General features: G+C 70.7%; 18 protein-coding genes. 13 read left to right on the top strand and 5 right to left on the bottom strand.

The genetic code is table 11. The annotated features are described in order from the left end of the window. Nucleotides 1-10: 10 nt before the first annotated feature. Genes ASG88_RS11880 through ASG88_RS11890 form a run of 3 tightly spaced genes read right to left on the bottom strand, consistent with a single transcriptional unit; the run spans nt 11 to nt 2,369 of the window. On the bottom strand, nt 11-898 hold the full coding sequence (locus ASG88_RS11880; RefSeq protein ID WP_056887625.1) for a dihydropteroate synthase: 888 nt from the start codon (nt 896-898) through the stop codon (nt 11-13). Further along, complete coding sequence (locus ASG88_RS11885; protein ID WP_056887626.1) at nt 898-1,563, bottom strand: corrinoid protein; 666 nt, start codon at nt 1,561-1,563, stop codon at nt 898-900. Before ASG88_RS11885 ends, ASG88_RS11880 begins: the two co-directional genes overlap by 1 nt. Further along, on the bottom strand, nt 1,560-2,369 hold the full coding sequence (locus ASG88_RS11890) for an IclR family transcriptional regulator (protein ID WP_056887627.1): 810 nt from the start codon (nt 2,367-2,369) through the stop codon (nt 1,560-1,562). Before ASG88_RS11890 ends, ASG88_RS11885 begins: the two co-directional genes overlap by 4 nt. A gap of 141 nt (nt 2,370-2,510) precedes the next feature. Here ASG88_RS11890 and ASG88_RS11895 point away from each other — a divergent pair, with 141 nt between their 5' ends. Next, complete coding sequence (locus ASG88_RS11895; protein WP_056887628.1) at nt 2,511-3,950, top strand: trimethylamine methyltransferase family protein; 1,440 nt, start codon at nt 2,511-2,513, stop codon at nt 3,948-3,950. Nucleotides 3,951-3,956: 6 nt separating this feature from the next. Here ASG88_RS11895 and ASG88_RS11900 read toward each other — a convergent pair whose 3' ends face one another. After that, nucleotides 3,957-5,636 carry a formate--tetrahydrofolate ligase gene (locus ASG88_RS11900; protein WP_056887629.1) on the bottom strand — a complete coding sequence of 560 codons (1,680 nt, stop codon included), beginning with the start codon at nt 5,634-5,636 and terminating at the stop codon, nt 3,957-3,959. A gap of 80 nt (nt 5,637-5,716) precedes the next feature. Then, nucleotides 5,717-6,619 carry a formyltetrahydrofolate deformylase gene (purU, locus tag ASG88_RS11905; protein WP_056887630.1) on the bottom strand — a complete coding sequence of 301 codons (903 nt, stop codon included), beginning with the start codon at nt 6,617-6,619 and terminating at the stop codon, nt 5,717-5,719. Nucleotides 6,620-6,715: 96 nt separating this feature from the next. Here purU and ASG88_RS11910 point away from each other — a divergent pair, with 96 nt between their 5' ends. The 12 genes from ASG88_RS11910 to ASG88_RS11965 all read left to right on the top strand — a co-directional run bounded on the left by ASG88_RS11910 (nt 6,716) and on the right by ASG88_RS11965 (nt 23,395). After that, nucleotides 6,716-7,573: an IclR family transcriptional regulator gene (locus ASG88_RS11910; protein ID WP_082600326.1), complete on the top strand. Its 858-nt coding sequence runs from the start codon at nt 6,716-6,718 to the stop codon at nt 7,571-7,573. A gap of 226 nt (nt 7,574-7,799) precedes the next feature. Continuing rightward, entirely contained in the window at nt 7,800-9,287 is a 1,488-nt protein-coding gene (locus ASG88_RS11915; protein WP_056887631.1) for an aldehyde dehydrogenase family protein, read from the top strand. A gap of 2 nt (nt 9,288-9,289) precedes the next feature. Then, nucleotides 9,290-11,032 carry a choline dehydrogenase gene (gene betA / locus ASG88_RS11920; RefSeq protein WP_056887632.1) on the top strand — a complete coding sequence of 581 codons (1,743 nt, stop codon included), beginning with the start codon at nt 9,290-9,292 and terminating at the stop codon, nt 11,030-11,032. Continuing rightward, nucleotides 11,029-12,054, top strand: a complete 1,026-nt coding sequence (locus ASG88_RS11925; protein ID WP_056887633.1) for a quaternary amine ABC transporter ATP-binding protein — start codon at nt 11,029-11,031, stop codon at nt 12,052-12,054. Before betA ends, ASG88_RS11925 begins: the two co-directional genes overlap by 4 nt. After that, nucleotides 12,051-14,108, top strand: a complete 2,058-nt coding sequence (locus ASG88_RS11930; protein WP_056887634.1) for an ABC transporter permease — start codon at nt 12,051-12,053, stop codon at nt 14,106-14,108. Before ASG88_RS11925 ends, ASG88_RS11930 begins: the two co-directional genes overlap by 4 nt. Nucleotides 14,109-14,154: 46 nt before the next feature. Beyond that, entirely contained in the window at nt 14,155-15,144 is a 990-nt protein-coding gene (locus tag ASG88_RS11935; RefSeq protein WP_056887635.1) for an ABC transporter substrate-binding protein, read from the top strand. 154 nt (nt 15,145-15,298) lie between these two features. After that, nucleotides 15,299-17,041, top strand: coding sequence for a BCCT family transporter (locus ASG88_RS11940; RefSeq protein ID WP_056887636.1), 1,743 nt, complete (start codon nt 15,299-15,301; stop codon nt 17,039-17,041). 115 nt (nt 17,042-17,156) lie between these two features. Further along, nucleotides 17,157-19,685 (top strand): GcvT family protein, encoded by a 2,529-nt coding sequence (locus ASG88_RS11945; RefSeq protein ID WP_056887637.1) that lies wholly within the window; start codon nt 17,157-17,159, stop codon nt 19,683-19,685. Next, nucleotides 19,686-20,471: an electron transfer flavoprotein subunit beta/FixA family protein gene (locus ASG88_RS11950; protein ID WP_056887638.1), complete on the top strand. Its 786-nt coding sequence runs from the start codon at nt 19,686-19,688 to the stop codon at nt 20,469-20,471. Continuing rightward, nucleotides 20,468-21,451, top strand: a complete 984-nt coding sequence (locus tag ASG88_RS11955; protein WP_056887639.1) for an electron transfer flavoprotein subunit alpha/FixB family protein — start codon at nt 20,468-20,470, stop codon at nt 21,449-21,451. Before ASG88_RS11950 ends, ASG88_RS11955 begins: the two co-directional genes overlap by 4 nt. Nucleotides 21,452-21,645: 194 nt before the next feature. Further along, a complete protein-coding gene (locus ASG88_RS11960) occupies nt 21,646-22,602 on the top strand; it encodes an ABC transporter ATP-binding protein (RefSeq protein WP_056887640.1) in 957 nt (318 codons plus the stop codon). A gap of 7 nt (nt 22,603-22,609) precedes the next feature. Then, a complete protein-coding gene (locus tag ASG88_RS11965; RefSeq protein WP_056887641.1) occupies nt 22,610-23,395 on the top strand; it encodes an MlaE family ABC transporter permease in 786 nt (261 codons plus the stop codon). Nucleotides 23,396-23,397: the final 2 nt, after the last annotated feature.

The raw sequence follows: 23,397 nt of genomic DNA on the forward strand, positions 1-23,397 counted from the left end.
CGGGCTCCCCTCACTGGGCCGCTGCGGCTTCCCTCGCCTGCCGCGCGCGGTGGGCGGCGATCCAGCTGCCGCCCCACTCGTCGTGGCCCAGCAGCAGATCGGCGGCCTTGACGGCCTCGACGATCTGCGGGGTGCGGGTGTCCATGATCGCGGAGGTGAGGCCGGCGGTCATGGCCATGGGGAGGAACGCCGCTCCGAGGCTGTGCCGGGCGGGCATCCCGAAGGAGACGTTGGACGCCCCGCAGGTCATGTTGACGCCGAACTCGTCGCGGATGCGGCGCATCGTCTCCAGCGTGGTGTTGACGACCTCCTGGTCGGCGCCGATCGGCATGGCCAACGGGTCGATGACGATGTCGGCGGCCGCGATGCCGTACTCCTTGGTGGCGACCTCGATGATCTTGCGGGTCAGCACGATGCGCTTCTCCACCTCCATCGGGATCTCGTCGGCGTCGTTGGGCAGCGCGATGACCGCGGCGTCGTACTTCTTGACCAGCGGGAGGATCTGCTCCATCCGCTCGTCCTCGGCGGTGATCGAGTTGACCAGGGCGCGGCCCTGGTAGACCGACAGGCCGGCCTCCAGCGCCTCGACCACGGAGGAGTCGATGCAGATCGGCTTGTCGCTGAGCTGCTGGACCAGGGTGATGGCCCGGGCCAACAGGTCGGCCTCGTCGGTGAGGGGGACGCCCATGTTGACGTCGAGGACGTCGGCCCCGCCCTCGACCTGGGCCTTGACGTCGCGCTCGATCGCCGAGAGGTCGCCCGCGCGGAGCTGGTCCTGGAAGATCCGGCGACCGGTCGGGTTGATCCGCTCGCCGATGAGGCAGAAGCGGGTGTCGTGGCCGATGACGACCTGCTGGGTGGCGGATCGGAGGACCGTCTCGAGCCGGGGAGCGGCCATCAGGCAAGCACCTTCGAGCGCTTCTCGTCGAGCAGCTTCTTGGCCCGCTTGACCGTCTGTGAGGCGTCGGCGGCATAGCCGTCGGCGCCGACCGCGTCGGCGTACTCCTGGGTGACGGGCGCACCGCCCACCATGACGATCACGCTGTCGCGGATCCCGGCCTTCTCGAGGGCGTTCATGTTGGCCTTGAACATCGGCATCGTGGTGGTGAGGAAGGCCGAGAAGCCGACGATGTCGGGCTGGTGCAGGTCGATGGCCTCCACGAACTTCTCCGGGGCCACCTGCACGCCGAGGTCGATCACCTCGAAGCCGGCGCCCTCCAGCATGATGTTGACGAGGTTCTTGCCGATGTCGTGGACGTCACCCTTGACGGTGCCCATCAGGAACTTGCCGATGGTCTGCACGCCGGTCTCGGCCAGCAGCGGGCGCAGCCGCTCCATCGCCCCGGCCATCGCGCGGCCGGCGATCAACATCTCGGGCACGAAGAAGTCGCCACGCTCGAAGCGGGCGCCCACCTCCTCCAGGGACGGGATCAGGGCGTCGAAGAGCAGGGTCTGCGGCTCCATGTCGAGGCCGAGGCCCTCGTTGGTGAGCTCGAGGACCCGCGGGGCGTTGCCCACCAGGGTCTCGTCGTACAGGGCTTGCAGGATCTCCTCCGGAGTCATGCGACCACCTCCTCCTTGTGTGCTGCCCGGGTGTGCGTGCCGTGGGTGCTGCCGCGCAGCAGGCTGGAGAGCCGGGTGGCGTGCTCCAGCAGCCGCGGACCGAGCTCGTCGAGCCGGTCGCCGAGTCGGGGGGTGGGCCCGGAGATGCCGAGCGCCGCGACCACGTCGCCGTGCACCCCGAAGACCGGGACGGCGAGGCCGGTGAGGCCGATCTCGAGCTCGTCGGCGGTGAGGGCCCAGCCCCGCTCGCGGGTGCGGACGCCCTCGCGCCGCAGGGCCTCGGGGCCGGTGATCGTGTGCGGGGTCAGGCGCTCGAGACCCGCACCGGGGGGCGCGAGCGCGCCCCAGGCGAGGAACACCTTGCCCAGCGCGGAGCAGTGGGCCGGCACGTCGACCTCGGTCCAGTCCCTCGTGCCGAGGAGGTACGTCGAGTCGACCTGGGCGACCTGCACGACGCGGTCGCCGCGGGTCACGCTCAGGTGCACCGTCTCGCCGGTGTCCTCGCCGATGGCCTCCATGGCCGGGCGGGCCAGGCGGACCAGCTCGTCCCACGGGTCGTGGCGCGCGGCGTACAGCCAGAAGAGCCGACCGGCGACGTAGGAACCCGCGGCGTCGCGCTCGAGGAGCCCGGACCGCTCCAGCGCGGTGAGCATGCGCGAGGTCGTCGACTTGGCCAGCCCGCTGGCGTCCTGGAGCTCGGCGAAGGTGAGCGGCTCGTCGGCGCGGACGACCGTGGCCACCAGGTCGGCGGCGCGGTCCACGGCGCGCGTGCCGCTGGCACCGCCGCTCGCTGCCGGCTCGCTCACGCGGACTCCTTGCGTCGGGGGGTTCCCATGGGTTCCATGATGTGGAACCGTGGTTCCACATCATGAGGTTAGGAGCCGCCGCGCGGTCCGGTCAAGCACCGGTCCACCGACGGGCCGGCCCGTCGACACCCAGGAGGACCCGTGTTCCGCAACACGATGCCGCGCTACGAGGTGCTGTCCCAGGACGCCATGGCGATGCTCGACAAGGGCTGGCGCAAGCTGATGACCGAGATCGGCGTCGAGTTCATGGACGAGCGGGCACTCGAGCTGTTCCGCAAGGCGGGACAGCGGGTCGAGGGCCACACGGTCTTCCTCGACCCCGACTTCGTGCTCGCGCAGGTCGCCAAGGCGCCGCGGGAGTTCGACGTGCAGGCCCGCAACCACGAGCACGACATCCACATCGGCGGTGACTCGATGGCCTTCGGCGCGGTCTACGGGCCGCCCTTCGTGCGGCAGGGCGACGTACGCCGTGACGCGACGATGGACGACTTCACCAGCTTCACCAAGCTGGCCCAGTCGTTCCCCGTGCTCGACTCCGCGGGCGGCATCATCTGCGAGCCCAACGACACCCCGCTCGACAGCCGCCACCTCGACATGACCTACGCCCTCCAGACGCTGACCGACAAGGTCTACATGGGCAACGTCGTGTCGGGGGTCAACGCCGCCGACACCCTGGCCATGACCTCGATCCTCTTCGGCTCCCGCGAGGCGATCGAGGAGACGCCGGCGACGATCTCGCTGATCAACTGCAACTCGCCGCTGCGCTGGGACGACCGGATGCTGGAGGCCCAGTTCGAGTACTCCGCGGCCGGCCAGCCGGTCGTGCTCACCCCGTTCATCCTGATGGGCGCCATGTCGCCGGTGACCATCCCGGCCGCGCTGGTCCAGCAGATCGTCGAGGCCCTCTCCGGCATCGCGCTCTCCCAGCTGATCCGGCCCGGGACGCCGGTGATCTTCGGGTCGTTCCTCTCCAACATCGACATGCAGTCCGGCTCGCCGACCTTCGGCACCCCCGAGTCGGGGATCGGCCTGCTCTGCACCGGCCAGATCGCCCGGCACTTCGGGCTGCCGTTCCGCACCGGCGGCGGGCTGACGTCATCGCAGGTGGCCGACGCCCAGGCGGGCTACGAGGCGCTGATGACCCTGATGCCGACCTTCCTGGCCGGCGCCAACTGGGTGATGCACTCGGCCGGCTGGCTCGAGGGCGGCCTGGTGGCGGGCTACGAGAAGTTCATCGTCGACGTCGAGCTCCTGCAGATGCTGCGCCACGAGTTCACCCCGCTGGAGATCGACGAGGCCTCGATGGCCTTCGGCGCCCACGAGGAGGTCGGCCACGGCGGGCACTTCCTCGGGGCGATGCACACCATGGAGCGCTTCCGCACCTGCTTCTACCGCCCGATGCTCTCCTCCTCGGACAACTACGAGAAGTGGATGCGCAACGGCGGCCACGACGCCAACGCCCGGGCCACCGAGATCTACCGGAAGAAGCTCGACGACTACGAGCAGCCGCCGCTGGACGACGCGATCCGCCAGGAGCTCGAGGAGTACGTCGTCCGCCGCCGGCGCGAGCTCGGCGACTGACGGGCACTACGACAGGCCGCTGATCGTCCCGTCGTCGGCGAGGTCGATGCGCGATGCCGACGGGTCGCGGGGCAGCCCGGGCATCGTCATCATGTCGCCGCACACCACCACGACGAACCCGGCGCCCGCGGAGAGGCGGACCTCGCGCACGTGCAGCTCGTGGCCCGAGGGGGCGCCGAGCGAGGTGGGGTCGGTGGAGAACGAGTACTGCGTCTTGGCGACGCACACCGGAAGCGCGCCGTACCCGTCGCGCTCGATGCGCTGGAGCCGCCGACGGGCCTTCGCCTCCCACGTGACCTGCCCCGCGCCGTACAGCCGGGTGGCGATCGCCTCGACCTTGGCGGTGAGCGAGAGGTCGTCCTCGTAGGTGAAGGAGAAGTCGTACGGCGAGGGCTCGTCGAAGGTCGCGAGCACGCCCTTGGCGAGGTCGTGGGCCCCGACGCCACCGTCCGCGAAGTGGGTGGCCGGGTAGGCCTGCACGCCCTCGGCGGCGACGAGCTCGACGACCTTCGCCACCTCGGCGTCGGTGTCGGTGGGGAAGCGGTTGACCGCGACGACGCAGGGGATGCCGTAGACGCCGCGGATGTTGTCGAGGTGCCGACGCAGGTTGACCATGCCGGCCTCGACCGCGGCGACGTCCTCGGTGCCGAGGTCGGCCAGGGCGACGCCGCCGTGGTACTTCAGGGCACGCACGGTGGCCACGACGACCGCGACGTCGGGCCGCAGCCCGGACTTGCGGCACTTGATGTCGACGAACTTCTCGGCACCGAGGTCGGCGCCGAAGCCGGCCTCGGTCACGACGATGTCGGCCAGCCGCAGCCCGGCGCGGGTGGCCATCACCGAGCTGCACCCGTGCGCGATGTTGGCGAAGGGACCGCCGTGCACGAAGGCCGGCGCGCCCTCCAGGGTCTGCACCAGGTTGGGCGCGAGCGCGTCGCGCAGCAGCACGGCCATCGCCCCGTCGGCACCGAGCTCGCGGGCCGTCACCGGCGCCATCGTCCGGGTGTAGCCGATGACGATGTCGCCGATCCGCCGCTTGAGGTCGGCCCAGGACTCGGTGAGGCAGAAGATCGCCATCAGCTCCGAGGCCACCACGATGTCGAAGCCGTCCTCGCGGGGGAAGCCGTTGGCGTGGCCGCCGAGCCCCACGGTCACCTCGCGCAGGGCGCGGTCGTTGGTGTCCAGGACCCGCTTCCAGGTGACGCTGCGGACGTCGATGTCGAGCTCGTTGCCGTGGTGCACGTGGTTGTCGATGAGGGCGGCCAGTAGGTTGTTGGCGGCCGCGATCGCCGCGAAGTCGCCGGTGAAGTGCAGGTTGATCTCCGTCATCGGCACGACCTGGCTGTAGCCGCCGCCGGCCGCGCCGCCCTTCATGCCGAAGACCGGGCCCATCGACGGCTCGCGCAGGCAGGCGACGGTCCGGTGGCCGAGGCCGTGCAGCGCGTCGGTCAGGCCCACCGTGGTGGTGGTCTTGCCCTCGCCGGGCGGGGTGGGGGACAGCGCGGTGACCAGGACCAGCCGCCCGAGGGGGCGGTCGGCCAGCGAGGCGAGGTGGGCCAGGTCGACCTTGGCCTTGTGGTGGCCGTAGGGCACCAGGTGCTCCTCGGAGATCCCCAGGGTGGCGGCGGCCACGTCCCGGATCGGTTGCAGGGTGGCGGCGTTGGCGATCTCGATGTCCGACAGCATGGCTGGGTCCCTCCTCGGTGGTGCTCCTGTGGTCGCCGAACCCTCTGCCCGACTGGCCGTGTTCTCTCGACTCTCTGCGCTCAGCGGAAGACGACGGTCCTGTCCCGGTTGAGCAGGACCCGGGACTGCGCGTGCCAGCGCACCGCCCGGGACAGCACCTGCGCCTCCACGTCGCGGCCGGCGGCCACGAGCTGGTCCTGGTCGTAGGTGTGATCGACGCGGATGACGTCCTGCTCGATGATCGGCCCCTCGTCGAGGTCGGCCGTGACGTAGTGCGCGGTGGCGCCGACGAGCTTGACGCCCCGGTCGAAGGCCTGGTGGTAGGGCCGGGCCCCCTTGAAGCTGGGCAGGAACGAGTGGTGGATGTTGATGGCCCGACCCGACAGCTGGCGGCACAGGTCGTCGGAGAGGACCTGCATGTAGCGCGCCAGCACGACGAGGTGTGCGCCGGTCTCGTCGACCAGCTCCATGAGCCGCCGCTCCGCGTCCGCCTTGGTGTCCGGGGTGACCGGCACGTGGTGGAAGTCCAGGCCGTAGGAGCGCACCAGGGCCTCGGCGTCGCGGTGGTTGCTGACCACGGCGGGGATCTCGATCTGGAGCGCCCCGGTGCTGGCCCGGAAGAGCAGGTCGTTGAGGCAGTGCAGATGCTTGGAGACCATGATGAGGGTGCGGTACGGCGCCCGCGCGCCCCAGAGCTCGACGTCCATGTCGAAGCGCCTGGCCACCGCCGCGAAGTCGGCGCGCAGCGAGTCGGCCGTGGCGGGGCCGGACACCGTGAAGTCGATCCGCATGAAGAAGCGGTCGGTGAGGCGGTCTCCGAACTGCTGGCTCTCCACGATGTTGCCGCCACGCTCCACGAGGAAGCCCGACACCGCGTGCACGATGCCCGGCCGGTCGGGACAGGAGAGGACCAGCACGTAGCTGTCCGGCGCCGTGCTGTCCGGCGCGGCGGCCTGGTCGGAGGCGCTCGTCGCCTGCACCATGGGGGCTCCTCGGGGGTCGGACTCGGTGGTCGCGGTTGTTGCGCTCGACGGAACGCAGTCTGCGATACGCAACAGCAGGTGCGCTAGTCTCCCGCCATGAGCAAGGCTGTCCCGGTCGACGGCGAGGTCGATGGCGAGGTCGTGTCCGCGGCCGGGATCCCGACGGCCTCGACGGCGACGGAGCTGCCCACGGCCGTCACGGGGCAGGGCGTCCAGTCGGTCGACCGGGCCCTCGGCATCCTCGAGGTGCTGGCCCGCACCGGCGAGGCCGGGGTCACCGAGATCGCCGCCGAGCTCGGCGTCCACAAGAGCACCGCCTTCCGGTTGGTCGCCACGCTGGAGGCGCACCGCCTCGTCGAGCAGACCGTGGACCGGGGTCGCTACCGCCTCGGGGTCGGCATCCTGCGGCTGGCCGGCGCCACGACGGCCCGGCTCGACCTGGTGCAGGAGGCCCGTCCCATCTGTCGCCAGCTGGCCGCGGACACCGGGGAGACGGTCAACGTCGCGGTCCTCTCGGAGAGCTCCGCGCTCTACCTCGACCAGGTCGCCGGCTCGTCGGCCCTCCAGCCCCACAACTGGGTCGGCCAGCACATCCCGCTGCACGCCACGAGCAACGGCAAGGTCCTGCTGAGCGGCCTCGACGAGGCGTCGCTGGAAGCAGTCCTCGGGACCCTCGCGACCTATACCCCCCACACGATCACCCGCCGCCCGCTGCTGCGCGAGGAGCTCGACCGCGTCCGCGCCCAGGGCTACGCGCTCGCGGTCGACGAGCTCGAGGTCGGCCTGACCGCGGTGGCCGCACCCGTCCGCAACGCGCACGGCGACGTGGTGGCCTCGATGAGCGTCTCCGGGCCGTCGTTCCGGCTGCCGCCCCAGCGCCTCGAGGAGGTCGTGCGCCTCGTGACCGAGGCCGCCGTCGAGGTCTCGCACCGGTTGGGCTGGGGTCACAGGTAGGTCTCCATGTCACGGGGCTGGTCCAATCGCCCTTGACGGCACGGTGTCCTCGCAGCATCCTCGGAGTGTCTGGCTGGTTGCGCTCGGAGCATCCGGTTGCGACATACGCAACACGGAGATGGATGGGCCGAGCGTGTCGGCTTCGCTGCCACGCTGCTGCCCACGGTATTGATGGGCCGAGCGTGTCGGCTTCACCGCCACGCTGCCGCCCGGAAGGTGGTTGGCCTTGCCCGAGCTCTACGTGGACGCGACGTGGACGAGCGCGCGCTCCGGCGGACGCCGGGAGATCCGCTGTCCCGCCGACGGCACCCTCGTGGCCGAGGTCGACGAGGCGGACGCCGAGGACACCGACGCGGCCATCGCCGCGGCGTACCGCGCGTTCCACGAGGGGCCCTGGCCCGGCACCAGCAGCCGTGAGCGGGGCGACCTGCTCCTGCGGGTCGCCGACCTGCTGGAGCGTGACACCGCCGTCGTCGCCCGGATGGAGTCGCTCGACACCGGCAAGCGGTTCGTCGAGAGCGAGTACGACGTCGCCGACATCGTGTCGGTCTTCCGCCACTACGGACGGGTCGCCGCCGAGGAGGCGGGGCGCGTCGTGGACACCGGCAACGCCGACGTCGTCAGCCGCATCGTCCACGAGCCCGTCGGGGTCTGCGGCCTGGTGACCCCGTGGAACTACCCGCTCCTCCAGGTCTCCTGGAAGGTCGCCCCCTGCCTGGCGGCCGGCAACACCTTCGTCCTCAAGCCCAGCGAGCTCACGCCGCACTCCGCGATCCACCTGATGCGGCTGCTCGAGGAGGCGGGGCTCCCGGCCGGCGTCGGCAACCTGGTCCTCGGCGCCGGGGCCACGGCCGGGGCGCCGCTCGCCACCGACCCCCGCGTCGACCTGATCTCCTTCACCGGCGGGCTCGAGACCGGACGCCGGCTGATGGCCGCGGCCGCCCCGACGGTCAAGAAGGTCGCCCTCGAGCTGGGCGGCAAGAACCCCAACATCGTCTTCGCCGACGCGGACCTCGAGGTGGCGCTCGACTACGCGCTGACGGCCGTCTTCCTGCACTCCGGCCAGGTGTGCTCGGCCGGTGCCCGGCTGCTCGTCGAGGAGTCGGTCCACGACGACTTCGTCGACGAGCTGGTCGCCCGCACCCGGCAGATCCGGCTGGGCGGGCCCTTCGACGACAAGGCCGAGACGGGCCCCCTCACCAGTGCCGCGCACCGGGACAAGGTCGAGGCGTACGTCGCCCGCGGCCTCGCCGAGGGCGCGGTCCTTCGCTGCGGCGGCACGCGACCCGACGACCCGGCCCTCGCGGACGGCTTCTACTACCTGCCGACCGTCCTCGACGCCTGCACCAGCGCGATGTCGGTGACCCAGGACGAGTCGTTCGGCCCGGTGCTCACCGTGGAGACCTTCCGCGACGAGGACGAGGCGGTCGCGATCGCCAACGACAGCATCTACGGCCTGGCCGGCGCGGTGTGGACCCGGGACGCGGGTCGCGGGCAGCGGGTCGCGGCCCGGTTGCGGATGGGCACCGTCTGGATCAACGACTACCACCCCTACGTCCCGCAGGCGGAGTGGGGCGGCTACAAGCAGTCCGGGACCGGGCGCGAGCTCGGCGCGGCCGGGCTCGACGAGTACCGCGAGACGAAGCACGTCTGGCACAACATCAGGCCCGCCGTGCAGCACTGGTTCGGCGCCGACCAGGAGTCCGGGGACTAGACATGGGCGAGGACCGGTACGACGTCGTCATCGTGGGTGGAGGCTCGGCCGGGTGCGCCCTCGCCCACCGGCTTTCGGCCGACCCCTCGACCTCGGTGCTGGTGCTGGAGGCGGGGCGCACGGACCGGTTCGACCCGCTGATCCATGCCCCCGGCGCACTGCCCTTCCCGATCGGCAACCCGCTCTACGACTGGAGGTACGAGTCGGAGCCGGAGCCGGCGATGGGCGGCCGTCGCGTCTACCACGCCCGCGGCAAGGTGCTCGGGGGCTCGTCCTCGATCAACGGGATGATCTTCCAGCGCGGCAACCCGATGGACTACCAGCGGTGGGCTGCGGACCCGGGGATGGAGACGTGGGACTACGCCCACTGCCTGCCCTACTTCAAGCGGATGGAGTCGCTGGTCATGCCCGACGGGCAGGTCGGCGCGGACGCCTGGCGCGGTGGGTCGGGGCCGCTGCGGCTGGAGCGGAGCCCGGCCACCAACCCCCTCTTCAGCGCCTTTTTCGAATCCGCGGAGCAGGCGGGCTACCCCCTGACCGACGACGTCAACGGCTACCGGCAGGAGGGCTTCGGGCGCTTCGACCGCAACATCGTCAAGGGCGTGCGGATGTCGGCAGCACGCGCCTACCTGCACCCGGTGATGGGGCGTCCCAACCTCACGGTCGAGACCTTCGCGCACGCCACCAAGGTGCGCTTCCAGGGCACCCGCGCGGTCGGCGTCGAGTACCTCCGCGCCGGGCGCAGGCACGAGTACGTCGGCGCGGGCGAGGTCGTCCTGTGCGGCGGTGCCATCAACTCGCCCCAGCTGCTGCAGCTCTCGGGCATCGGCAACGCCGACCACCTCCGCCCCCTGGGCGTCGAGATGGTCCACGACCTCCCCGGGGTGGGGGAGAACCTGCAGGACCACCTCGAGGTCTACATCCAGTACGCCTCGCTGCAGCCGGTGTCGATCGTCGAGGGCCTCAAGTGGCGCAACCGCCCCCTGGTCGGCCTGGAGTGGCTGTTCAGGCGCACGGGCACGGCGGCGTCCAACCACTTCGAGGGCGGCGGCTTCTGCCGGTCCAACGACGACGTCGAGTGGCCCAACCTGATGTTCCACTTCCTGCCCATCGCGATCCGCTACGACGGCTCGCCGCCGGCGGGGCAGGACAAGTACGCCCACGGCTACCAGGTCCACATCGGCCCGATGTACGCCGACACCCGGGGCTGGGTCCGGATCTCCTCGACCGACGCACGGCAGAAGCCGCGGATGCTGTTCAACTACCTCTCGACCCCCAACGACCGGCGCGAGTGGGTCGAGGCCGTCCGGGTGGCCCGCTCCATCCTCAACCAGGCGGCGTTCGCGCCGTTCAACGGCGGCGAGCTGTCGCCCGGGCCGTCGGTGGAGACCGACGAGGAGATCCTAGACTGGGTCCGCGAGGACGCCGAGACGGCCCTGCACCCGTCGTGCACCGCGAAGATGGGCACGGACGACCTGTCGGTCGTCGACCCCACCAGCATGCGGGTGCACGGCACCGAGGGGCTGCGGGTCGTCGACGCCTCGGTGTTCCCCTACATCACCAACGGCAACATCTACGCCCCCGTGATGATGGTCGCCGAGAAGGCCGCTGACCTGATCTCGGGAAGTACGCCGCTCCCGGCCGCCGACGTGCCGTTCTACCGCCACCATGGCGGCTCACCGCTGTACCCGCCCGGCGACCGTCGCAACGACGTCGCCGACCATGTAGTGGAGGAGCAGTCATGACGGCAGCCCTGTCGGTCGACAGTCTCTGGAAGATCTTCGGCCCGCGCTCGGACAAGATCATCGGCACGCCCGACGCAGAGCTCTCGCGTGCCGAGCTCAAGACCAAGACGGGCAACGTCGTGGGGGTCCGGGACGTCTCCTTCGACGTCGCACCGGGGGAGGTCTTCGTCGTGATGGGGCTGTCGGGCTCCGGCAAGTCCACCCTGGTCCGGCTGCTGACGCGGCTGATCGAGCCGACCAGCGGCACGGTGACCCTCAACGGGATGGACATCACCTCGGCCTCGGAGAGCCAGCTGCGCGACGTCCGCCGCACGCAGGTGTCGATGGTCTTCCAGCACTTCGGGCTGCTGCCGCACCGCCAGGTGATCGACAACGTCGCCTACGGCCTCGAGGTGCGGGGCATCCCCAAGAAGGAGCGCCGGGCGAAGGCGTCCGAGATCGTCGACCTCGTCGGGCTCACGGGCTACGAGATGTCCTACCCCGACCAGCTGTCCGGCGGCATGCAGCAGCGGGTCGGCCTGGCCCGCGCCCTGGCCGGCGACCCCGAGATGCTGCTCTTCGACGAGCCGTTCTCGGCGCTCGACCCGCTCATTCGGCGGGACATGCAGAACGAGGTCATCCGGCTGCACCGCGAGCTCGGCAAGACGATGGTCTTCATCACCCACGACCTGGCCGAGGCGCTCAAGCTCGGGGACCGGATCATGATCCTGCGCGACGGGGCGATCGTGCAGATCGGCACACCCGACGAGGTCGTGGCCCAGCCCGCCGACGACTACGTCAAGGACTTCGTCTCCGAGGTGCCCAAGGCGCACGTGCTCACGCTGAAGTGGGTCATGCGCGACCCACGTCCGGGGGAGTCGATGGACGGGCCGACGCTGCCGGTCTCGACCATCGTGCGCCAGGCCGCCCGTGCGGCGATCGCGTCGGACGCACCGATCCGGGTCCTCGACGGCGACCGACTCGTCGGCGTCGTGGACGAGGAGGACATCATGCGCGTCGTCGTGGCCGAGGAGGCGGTGTGACCACGACCGCCCCGGCGCCGGCGGCCCCGAAGCCGGTCGAGCCCGGGGCCGAGCCGCCGCCGCCCGAACGGACCCGGGTCAGCCGCTGGATCCCGGCCGCCGGCGTCATCGCGGTGTGGATCGTGGTCTGGTACTTCACCCAGGGCACGAACACGCTGGCCCTGCCCGGTGTCGCACGCACCGACCTGCACGACGAGCTCACGGAGATCAACAACGCGCTGCTCGCCGGCCGCGACACCAACCCGGTCATGCAGTTCACCAACGCCATCGCCGACATGCTCCGCAGCGCCTTCGAGTGGGTGCAGCGCATGATCGTGGTGCCCAACCCGCCGCGACCGGTGCCGGAGATCGGCTGGCTCGGCGTGGTCGCGATCGCGACGTACATCGGTCTCGCGATCGCCAGCTGGCGCATCGCGGTGCTGGTCTGCCTCTCGTTCCTCTCCTTCGGCCTCCTCGGCTTCTGGCAGGACTCGCTCGACACGCTCATCGTCACCGGCATCTCGGTCGCCATCGTCGTGGTCATCGGGATGCCGCTGGCGGTCCTGATCGGCACCAGCCCGCGGGCCAACAAGGTGGTCACCGTCGTCCTGGACCTGCTGCAGACGATGCCGACCTTCGTCTACCTCCTGCCCGTCGTGCTGTTCTTCGGCATCGGCGTCAGCGCCGCCGTCGTGAGCACGATCTTCTACGCGCTCCCGCCCCTCGTCCGGATCGCCGGGTTCGGGATCAGGGAGGTGTCGACCACGACCATCGAGGCGACCGACTCGGCCGGGCAGACCTACTGGCAGCGGCTGCGCAAGGTGCAGCTCCCGATGGCGCGCAAGACCATCATCGTCGGCCTCAACCAGACGACGCTGGCCGCGCTCTCGATGGCCACCCTCGCCGCCTTCGTCAACGGTCCCGGCCTCGGCAAGCCCGTCCTCGCGGGCCTGCGCATCAACGACGTCGGCGCCGCCTTCGTGCCGGGCGTGCTGATCGTGGTGATGGCCGTGATGCTCGACCGCACCACCACGGCGGCGAGCGAGCGCGCGGAGAAGGTCGCCCGCGGGGGCGGTGGCAACGTGCGCATGCGGCGCATCGTCCTCGCGGTCGGCGCCGTCGTCACCCTCGTCGCGGTCTACCTCTCCCGCACCTACCTCAGCCTGGCCGAGTTCCCCGTCTACACGATCGGCGACCGGCTCGCCGACGGCGTCAACGAGGTCATGGACTGGGTCACCAGCACGTTCGGGGGCGTCACCGGAGCGTTCAAGGACTTCGTCACCAACTGGCTCCTCAACCCCATGCAGTCGCTGCTGGCCGAGTCGCCCTGGTACGTCTCCTACGTCGCCATCTCCGCGCTCGCCCTGGTGTTCGGAGGCATGCGTGCGCTGGTCTCCACCCTCGTCTGCCTCACCGGCATCTGGTTCTTCGACCTCTGGCACGACGCGATGATCACGCTGACCATGACCCTGGTCGCCACCGTCCTGGTGATGGTCCTGGCCCTGGTCTTCGGCGTCTGGATGGCACGCGACCGCCGCTTCGACCTCGGCATCCGTCCGCTGCTCGACGCCGGGCAGACCATCCCGCCGTTCGTCTACCTGATCCCGGTCCTCGCCCTCTTCGGTCCGTCCCGCTTCACCGCGATCGTCGCCGGCATCGTCTACGCCGCGCCGGCCGCCATCAAGCTGGTCGCCGACGGGGTCAAGGCCGTCTCGCCCACGACCATCGAGGCGGGCCGCTCCACGGGCCAGACGACCTGGCAGGAGATCACCAAGGTGCAGCTGCCGATGGCCCGGGGCTCGCTGGTGCTCGCCACCAACCAGGGGCTGCTCTACGTGCTGTCCATGACCGTCATCGGCGGGCTGGTGGGCGCCGGTGCACTGGGCTACGACGTCGTCTACGGCTTCTCCCGCAGTGAGGCGTGGGGCAAGGGTGCCGCTGCCGGGATCACCATCGTCCTGCTCGGCGTGATGCTCGACCGGATCACCCGGGCGGCCGCCGACATGCGGCGCGACGACGGGCCCGGCCCGCGGCGGCCCTTCAACATCCGGCTGCCGATCGGGCCGCCACGGTGACCACGCAGATTTTTCGAACCAACCACGAGATCAGAGGAGCAGCATCATGAGGATTGCCAGAAGCCGGGGGGCTCGTCTGGGGGCCCTCGCCGCCGTCGCCACGCTGGCGCTCTCCGCCTGTGGCGGCGGATCCGTCGACGACGCCACCGAGGCCAACGAGTCGCAGGCCGCGGAAGGTGGCGGCGACTGCGGGGACCTCCAGATGGCCGTCAACCCGTGGGTCGGCTACGAGGCGAGCGCGTACGTCGTGGGCACCGTCGCCCAGGACCAGCTGGGCTGCACCGTCGAGTACAAGGAGCTCAAGGAGGACGTCTCCTGGCAGGGCTTCGGCACCGGCGAGGTGGACGTCGTCATCGAGGACTGGGGACACCCCGACCTGGAGAAGAAGTTCTTCGAGGGCGAGGGCGACGGCACCGCGATGGACATGGGGCCGCAGGGCAACGTGGGCATCATCGGCTGGTACGTCCCGCCGTGGCTCGCGGAGGAGAACCCCGACATCACCGACTGGGAGAACCTCAACGACTACGCGCAGGACTTCGCCACGTCGGAGTCCGACGGCAAGGGCCAGTTCCTCGGTGCCGACCCGTCGTACGTCCAGTTCGACGAGGCCATCGTGAGCAACCTCGACCTCGACTTCAAGGTCGTCTTCTCCGGGTCGGAGGCCGCGAGCATCGAGGCGTTCCGCAAGGCGGAGGAGAACAAGGAGTTCCTGATCGGCTACTTCTACGAGCCGCAGTACTTCATGGCCGAGGTGCCGCTGGTCAAGGTCGCGCTGCCGCCGTACGAGGAGGGCTGCCAGGACGACCCGCAGGACGTGGCCTGCGACTACCCGGAGACCGAGCTGAAGAAGATCGTCGGCACCGACTGGGCGGCGTCCGACTCCACGGCCGTCGACCTGGTGCAGAACTTCACCTGGACCAACGACGACCAGAACGTCGTGGCTGGCTACATCGCCTCCGACGGCATGTCTCCCGAGGACGCCGCCGCCAAGTGGGTCGAGGAGAACCAGGACAAGGTGGACGCCTGGCTGCAGTAGGGATCCAGCAGGGCCCCAGTAGCGCGTCGCATCGTGGCTGTGCCGAGGCCCGAGGCCGCGAGCCTTGACGTGATCCACGTCACGCACGACAGTAGTTGCGTCCTCCGCCCCATGGTTGCGGAGGACGCAACTCTGCCTCGAGAAGGAGCAGGACATGGCCCAGACCACCCACGAGGCCCCGCCCGGACCCGGTGACGAGCAGTACCGCGGCAGCACCGGCCCCGTCCCGCTGGACAAGGTCACCTTCGGGGTGGCCGCCGCACTCGTCGCCGCCTTCCTGCTCTGGGGGGCGCTCGACTCCGACGGCATGACGACCGGCACCGGCGACGCCCTCAAGTGGCTCACCAGCAACTTCGGCTGGATGTTCGTGCTGGTGAGTGCGGGCTTCCTGGTCTTCTCGGTCTACCTGGCGGCCACCCGCTACGGCAACATCAGGCTCGGCCCGGACGACTCCACGCCGGAGTTCTCGACGTTCTCCTGGGTGTCGATGATGTTCGCCACCGGCATGGGCATCGGCCTGATGTTCTGGGGGGTCGCGGAGCCGCTCACCTACCTCACCGCCACCGAGGCCGGCAGCATCCCGCCGGGCCGGGCCGAGGCGGGCACGCCCGAGGCGGCGCGCACCGCGATGGAGTACGCCTTCTTCCACTGGGGCCTGCACCCCTGGTCGATGTACGCCGTGATCGGTCTGGCCATCGGCTACTTCGCCTACCGCAAGGGCGCCGGCAACCTGGTGTCCGGAGCCTTCGGGCCGCTTCTCGGCCGCCGCGCCACCCAGGGGCCCGGCAAGGCCATCGACGTGATCGCGATCTTCGCCACGCTCTTCGGCTCGGCCACCTCGCTGGGCCTGGGTGCCCTGCAGATCACCGGCGGCCTCGACGACGTGTTCGGCACGGGTGAGTCCAACTGGGTCACCGTCGCGGTGATCGCCTTCCTGACCGCCTGCTTCGTCGCCTCGGCGGTCACCGGCGTCGAGAAGGGCGTGCAGTTCCTCTCCAACGCCAACGCGGTCGCCGCCCTGGTGCTGGTCTTCTTCCTCTTCGTGGTGGGCCCGACGGTCTTCATCATGAGCACGTTCACCGAGTCCCTGGGCGGCTACCTGACGCACCTGCCCGCCATGTCGTTCCGCACTGGAGCCTTCGGGGGCGACGCCTTCATCAGCGGGTGGACGATCTTCTACTGGGCCTGGTGGGTGTCGTGGACGCCCTTCGTCGGCATGTTCATCGCCCGGATCTCCAAGGGACGCACGATCCGCCAGTTCGTGGTCTACGTCATCGCGGTGCCGAGCCTGGTGTCGTTCGTGTGGTTCTCGATCATGGCCGGGTCGGCGTTCGACGTGCAGCTCGGCGGCGTGCGCGACTTGGGCGGGGTGCTGGCCGAGGAGGGGACCGAGAGCGCTCTCTTCACGATGCTCCGCGAGTACCCGCTCTCCTCGGTCACCGTGGTCCTCGCCGTCTTCCTCATCGCCATCTTCTTCATCACCGGGGCCGACTCCGCGTCCATCGTGATGGGCATGCTCAGCCAGCACGGCAAGGAGGAGCCGATGCGCTGGCTGGTCGTCTTCTGGGGTGTCGCCCAGGGAGCGGTGGCCGCCATCCTGCTGTGGTCCGGCGGGCTCGGCGCGTTGCAGACGCTGGTGATCATCGTGGCCGGCCCCTTCATGCTGGTGATCGTGGCGATGTGCGTCTCGCTGATGAAGTCGTTGCGCACGGAGCCCTACGAGTCGACCCTGCCCTCCCGCGTCCGGCGGGCGGTGCTGCACGCGCAGAAGTACGACCTGGCCGACCACCAGACGGTGGCGCTGGCCAGCCTGGGTGCCGACCCGGCGCCCGTGCCCGACGACGAGCCGCCCGCGGCGGGTCCCACGTCGGGGCCCATCACGGAGCCTCGCGCCTGACCCGTCGTACGCCGTCGTCCCCCGCGCGCCTTGACACCGCCGGGGGACGGCGGCGTACATTTCGTTGAGACGCACATAGCGCAACACGTTGCGCATTACGCAACAGGAGTCCGGCATGGCAGAGGTTCCGGCAACCGCCGACGTGGTCGTCATCGGCGCGGGGATCGTGGGCAACAGCCTGGTCCACCACCTGACGCGCCTCGGGTGGCGCAACGTCGTCCAGATCGACAAGGGCGCCCTGCCCAACCCGGGCGGCTCGACGGGTCACGCGTCCAACTTCATCTTCACCGTGGACCACTCCCGCGAGATCACCGACCTCACGCTGGACTCCGTCCGGCAGTACCAGGACATGGGCGTCTTCACGCAGTCCGGCGGCTTCGAGATCGCCCGGACCGAGGAGCGGATGGAGGAGCTGCGCCGGCGGATGTCCAGCGCCAAGGCGTGGGGCATCGAGGCCGAGCTGGTCTCGCCCGCCTTCGTCAAGGAGAAGGTCCCCTTCATCGAGGAGGACCAGTTCATCGGCGCGTTCTGGACCCCCGGCGTCGGCGTGGTGGACTCGCTGCGGGCCGGCACGATCATGCGCGAGCAGGCGCTGGCCACCGGCGAGCTGACCGTCGTGCCGACCGTCGAGGTCGTCGGGCTCGACACCGAGGACGCGTCCCACGGGCGCCGGCGGATCACCCGCGTGCGGACGACGGGCGGCGACATCGAGGCCGGCACGGTCGTCATCGCCGCCGGCGTCTGGAGCCCCAAGCTCGGCGACATGGCCGGGATCAGCATCCCCCTCACCCCGGCCGTGCACCAGATGATCAGCGTGGGTCCCTGCCCACAGCTGGCGGAGACCGACGGTGAGATCTCCTTCCCGATCGTCCGCGACATGGACACGTTCTGCTACGAGCGCCAGCACGGCGCCGACATGGAGGTCGGCTCCTACGCGCACCGCGCGATCCTGCACGAGCCCGAGGACATCCCCTCGATCGAGCAGGCCAAGCTGTCGCCCACCGAGATGCCCTTCACCTCCGACGACTTCGACCCCCAGCTCGAGCAGGCCTACGAGCTGATGCCCGAGCTGCTCGGCGCCGAGGGGGCCGAGATGCGCTACGCCATCAACGGCCTGCTCTCGCTGACCTGCGACGGCAACCCGATCCTCGGCGAGAGCGAGGTCGCCGGCCTCTGGACGGCCGCGGCCGTGTGGATCAAGGAAGGCCCGGGCGTCGGCCGGGCGATGGCCGAGTGGATGACGCACGGCCACTCCGAGATCGACGTCCACCACAGCGACATCACCCGCTTCCACGACCACCAGAAGCGCCGCGAGCACACCCGGCTGCGCACCACCGAGTCCTTCATCAAGACCTACGGCATCATCCACCCGGCCGAGCAGTACGCCTCCGACCGCGACCAGCGGCTCTCGCCCATGCACGCGTCGCAGCAGAAGCTCGGCGCGGTGTTCTTCGAGACGGCCGGCTGGGAGCGGCCGTTCTGGTACGAGTCCAACGCCGGCCTGCTCGAGGAGTACGGCGACGCGGTGATGCCGCGCGAGCACGAGTGGGACTCCCGCTGGTGGAGCCCGATCATCAACGCCGAGCACCTGCGGATGCGCGAGGCGGCGGCGGTGATCGACCTGTCGGCGTTCTGCATCTTCGACATCACCGGGCCGGGCGCGCTGGCCACCGTCCAGGGCACCTGCGTCGCGCAGTGCGACGTGGCGGTGGGCAAGGTCGTCTACACCCCGGTGCTGGACGCCAAGGGCGGCTTCCGCTCCGACCTGACCGTGATGCGGCTGGGGGAGGACCACTTCCGGGTCGTCACCGGCGGCGCCCACGGGATGGCCGACCGGGCGTGGTTCGCCGGCCACCTGCCCGAGGACGACGGCGCCACCACCCTCACCGACCTCACCGACGACGTCTCGACGATCGGCATCTGGGGTCCCCGGGCGCGCGACATCGTGGCCACCCTCACCGAGGGCGACGTCTCGGACGCCGGCTTCGGCTTCCTGTCCTGCCGCGAGATCGACGTCAGGGGCACGACCGTCCTCGCCTCGCGCATCTCCTACGTCGGCGAGCTCGGCTGGGAGCTGTACGTCCCCATGGAGTCGGCCGCCGACCTGTGGGAGGCGCTGCTCGAGGCCGGGGCGCCGCACGGCGCCGTGCCGGCCGGCATCGGCGTCTACGGCACCACCGGTCGCATCGAGAAGGGCTACCGGGCCTACGGCGCCGAGCTCGACAGTGAGCGCTCGATCGTGGAGGCGGGCATGCAGCGGCCCAAGGTCAAGCAGGCCGACTTCGTCGGCAAGGAGGCCTACCTCGCGCAGCGGGGGGCCGACCCGGCCGCGGTCCTGTGCACGCTGACGGTCGACGACCACACCTCCGCCAGCGGCATGAAGCGCTACATGCTCGGTGGCGAGCCGATCCTCACCTCCGAGGGCGCGCTGCTCACTGACGGGCACGGGCACCACCCCTACGTCACCTCGGCCGGGTCGGCGCCGTCGCTGGGCAAGCACGTGCTGCTCGCCTACCTCCCGCCCGAGCAGGCGGCCCTCGGCACCCGGCTCGCCGTCTCCTACATGGAGGAGCTCTACCCGGTCACCGTCGGCTCGGTCGACGCGACCCCGCTCCTCGACCCGACCAACGAGCGGATCAGGTAGATGGCGAGCGTGCTGGTCTGCGTCAAGCGGGTCCCCGACTCGAGCAGCGAGATCGTGCTGACCGACGACGGGCAGGCGGTCGACGGCCGCTTCGCCGGCTTCACCATGAGCCAGCACGAGCAGTGCGCCGTCGAGCTCGCCGTCCAGGCCGCCTCGGCGACCGGGGGCGAGGCCACCGTGCTCACCCTCGGTGACGCGGACGCCCTCGAGCAGGTGCGGGCCGCGCTCGCGGTCGGCTGCACCGCGGCCACCCACGTCGTGGCCGACAGCCAGCAGCTCGGCCCCGCCGACGTCGCCCGCGAGATCGCCGCGGTCGTCCGCGACCACGAGGCCGCCGGGCGCCCCCACGACCTGGTGCTGCTGGGCCACGACGCCGCCGACACGGGTGACTTCCAGGTCGGCATCCGGCTGGCCTACGAGCTCGGTCGCCCCGTCGTCAACGGCGTCACCCGGGTGGTCGTCGAGGAGGTCGACGGGCAGACCGTCGTCACCGCGAGCGGCGACGGCCCCGACGGGCACGAGACCTACCGCGTCCCGCTGCCCGCGGTCGTCACGGTGCTCGAGGGGGGCATCGAGCCGCGCTACCCGACCGTCCCCGGACGGATGAAGGCCAAGAAGGTCCCCGTCGAGGAGCGGGAGCTCTCCGGCGCCCCCGCCGGTCCCGCCCGGGTGCGCTGGTCGTTGCCCCCGGCAGCGCCCAGCGACGTGCACGTGCTCGGCAAGGGCCCCGAGGCCGCTCCGGCCGTGGTCGACCTGCTCGAGCAGCTGGGGGTGCTGGCCCGATGATCCTCGTCCTCGTGGAGAAGGACCTCGCCGGTGACGCCGTCGAGGTCTCGCTGGAGACCCTCACCTTCGCCCGGTCGCTCTCCGACGCCGGAGGCGGGGTCCCGGTCGACGCGGTGGTCGTCGGCGACGTGTCGCCCGCGCTGCAGTCGCAGCTGGCGGCGTACGGCGTGCGCGACGTCCACGCCCTCGGCGGCCCCGGCTTCGCGGCGTTCGCGGGTGCCGCGTGGGCCTCGGGGCTGGAGACCGTGCTCGCCGCGACCCGCTCGGTCGTCGTGATGGCCGCGGGCACGCCCCGCGGTGGCGAGGTGCTCGCGCATCTCGCGGCCCGCTCCGGGGTCGCGATGGCCGCCAACGTGGTCGCCTTCGACGGCCTCGCCCCGTTCGTCGTACGACGCCAGGTCGTCGGCGGCCAGGCGGTCGAGGAGATGCAGCTGTCCAGCAGGCCCACGGTCTTCACCGTCGCGGGCCACGCGGTCGAGGCGGCGCCGGCCGTGGCACCGGCCGCCGCGACCCTCGTCGAGCACGCGCCCGAGGTGGCCGAGGCCGACCTCGTCGCCCGGGTCGTGTCCACCGAGGAGCCGGCCCCGGACCTGTCCGGCAGCCTCAAGTCGGCGCGCGTCGTCGTCGGCGCCGGTCGCGGCGCCGGCAGCGAGGGCGGCTTCGACGACCTGCTCGAGCTGGCCGACCTGCTCGGGGCGCCCCTCGGCGTCTCGCGCGTCGTCACCTCGCTGGGGTGGCGTCCCCACCACGAGCAGGTCGGGCAGACGGGGAGCCGGATCTCGCCCGACCTCTACATCCCCTGCGGCATCAGCGGGGCCATCCAGCACTGGGCCGGGTGCAGCAGCGCCAAGGCCATCCTGGCCATCAACACCGACCCCGACGCGCCGATGGTCACCAAGGCGACCCACGCCGTGATCGGTGACCTCCACGAGGTCGTCCCGGCCATCAACGCCGAGATCCGGCGCCGCCGCGCGGGCTGACGCCCCGTCCTCCACCTCCCGAGGGGCGAGAAATCGTCACTCGGAGTGACACGCTGCGTACATCTGGTGACGCCGTGGCAATTTCCCCGTAACCTCGCCGCCACGTCCGCGTTGGTCCCCCCGTAGGGAGCGACGCGGATCGCTGTGTCACGCATCGTCGTACGACGATGCCGTCTCGGAGGGAGGGCTGCGCCATGGGCGTGGAGATCACGGTCGACGACCTCACCAAGTCGTTCGGCAAGCAGCTGATCTGGGGTGACGTCAGCCTGACCATCCCGGCCGGCGAGATCTGCGTGATGCTGGGCCCCTCCGGCACCGGCAAGTCGGTCTTCCTCAAGACCCTCATCGGCCTCATCAAGCCCGACAAGGGCTCGATCCTCATCGAGGGCACGGACATCGCGAGCTGCTCGGAGAAGGACCTCTACGAGATCCGCAAGCTCTTCGGCGTGCTCTTCCAGGACGGCGCCATGTTCGGCTCGATGAACCTCTACGACAACGTCGCCTTCCCGCTGCGCGAGCACACGAAGAAGTCCGAGTCCGAGGTCCGCGACATCGTCATGGAGAAGATGGACCTCGTCGGCCTCGTCGGCGCCGAGGACAAGCTCCCCGGCGAGATCTCCGGTGGCATGCGCAAGCGGGCCGGGCTGGCCCGGGCCCTGGTGCTCGACCCGGAGATCGTGCTCTTCGACGAGCCGGACTCGGGCCTGGACCCGGTGCGCACCGCCTTCCTCAACCAGCTGATCGTCGACCTCAACGCGCAGATCGACGCGACGTTCCTCATCGTCACCCACGACATCAACACCGCCCGCACGGTCCCCGACAACATCGGCCTGCTCTACCACCGGCACCTCGCGATGTTCGGTCCGCGCGAGATGCTGCTCAGCTCCGAGGAGCCGGTCGTGCGCCAGTTCCTCAACGCCCAGAAGGTCGGCCCGATCGGCATGTCCGAGGAGAAGGACGCCGACGAGCTCGCTGCCGAGCAGGGCCAGGAGCTGCCGCCGCTGCCCCCCATCCCGATGCAGCTCGACCCCTCCAACGGCGTCCCGCGGCGCACCCAGCGCGCGCCGGGGGAGTGGTGCCGCGACAACGGCGTCACCCCGCCCCCCGGGTCCTTCGAGAGCTCCAACGCCGGCCTGGCTCCGGGGGCCTGATCGCATCGTGTCCTCCCTCACCGCATCCCGGGCCCTCGCCCCGGTCGGCGCCGCAGGCAAGCTCTTCGCCTTCGCCCTCGACGTCGGCCGAGCGCTCCTCCGGCGCCCCTTCCAGCTGCGCGAGTTCCTCCAGCAGGCGTGGTTCATAGCGTCGGTCACGATCGTCCCGACCGCCCTGGTCGCCATCCCCTTCGGCGCGGTCATCGCGCTCCAGGTCGGCGGCCTCATCAAGCAGTTCGGCGCCCAGTCCTTCACCGGCTCCGCGTCGGTGCTGGCGGTCATCCAGCAGGCCGCCCCGATCGGCACCGCCCTGCTCATCGCCGGCGCCGGCGGGTCCGCGATCGCCGCCGACCTCGGCGCCCGCAAGATCCGCGAGGAGCTCGACGCGATGATGGTGCTGGGCATCGACCCCATCCACCGGCTCGTGGTGCCCCGCGTCCTCGCGTGCATGCTCGTCGCGTTCTTCCTCAACGGCATGGTGAGCGTCGTCGGCGTCGCCGGCGGCTACGTCTTCAACGTCGTCCTCCAGGACGGCACCCCGGGGGCGTACGTCGCCAGCTTCACCGCGCTCGCCCAGCTGCCGGACCTGTGGATCGGCCTCTTCAAGGCCATCGTGTTCGGCCTCATCGCCGCCATCGTGGCGTCCTACAAGGGCATGAACGCCGGCGGCGGTCCGAAGGGCGTCGGCGACGCGGTCAACGAGTCCGTCGTCATCACGTTCCTGCTCCTGTTCGTGGCCAACTTCGTCCTCAGCATGATCTACCTCCAGATCGTGCCCCCGAAGACGGGATGACG

Origin of the sequence: Nocardioides sp. Soil777, from assembly GCF_001428425.1 — a bacterium.
GTDB lineage: Bacteria > Actinomycetota > Actinomycetes > Propionibacteriales > Nocardioidaceae > Nocardioides > Nocardioides terrigena.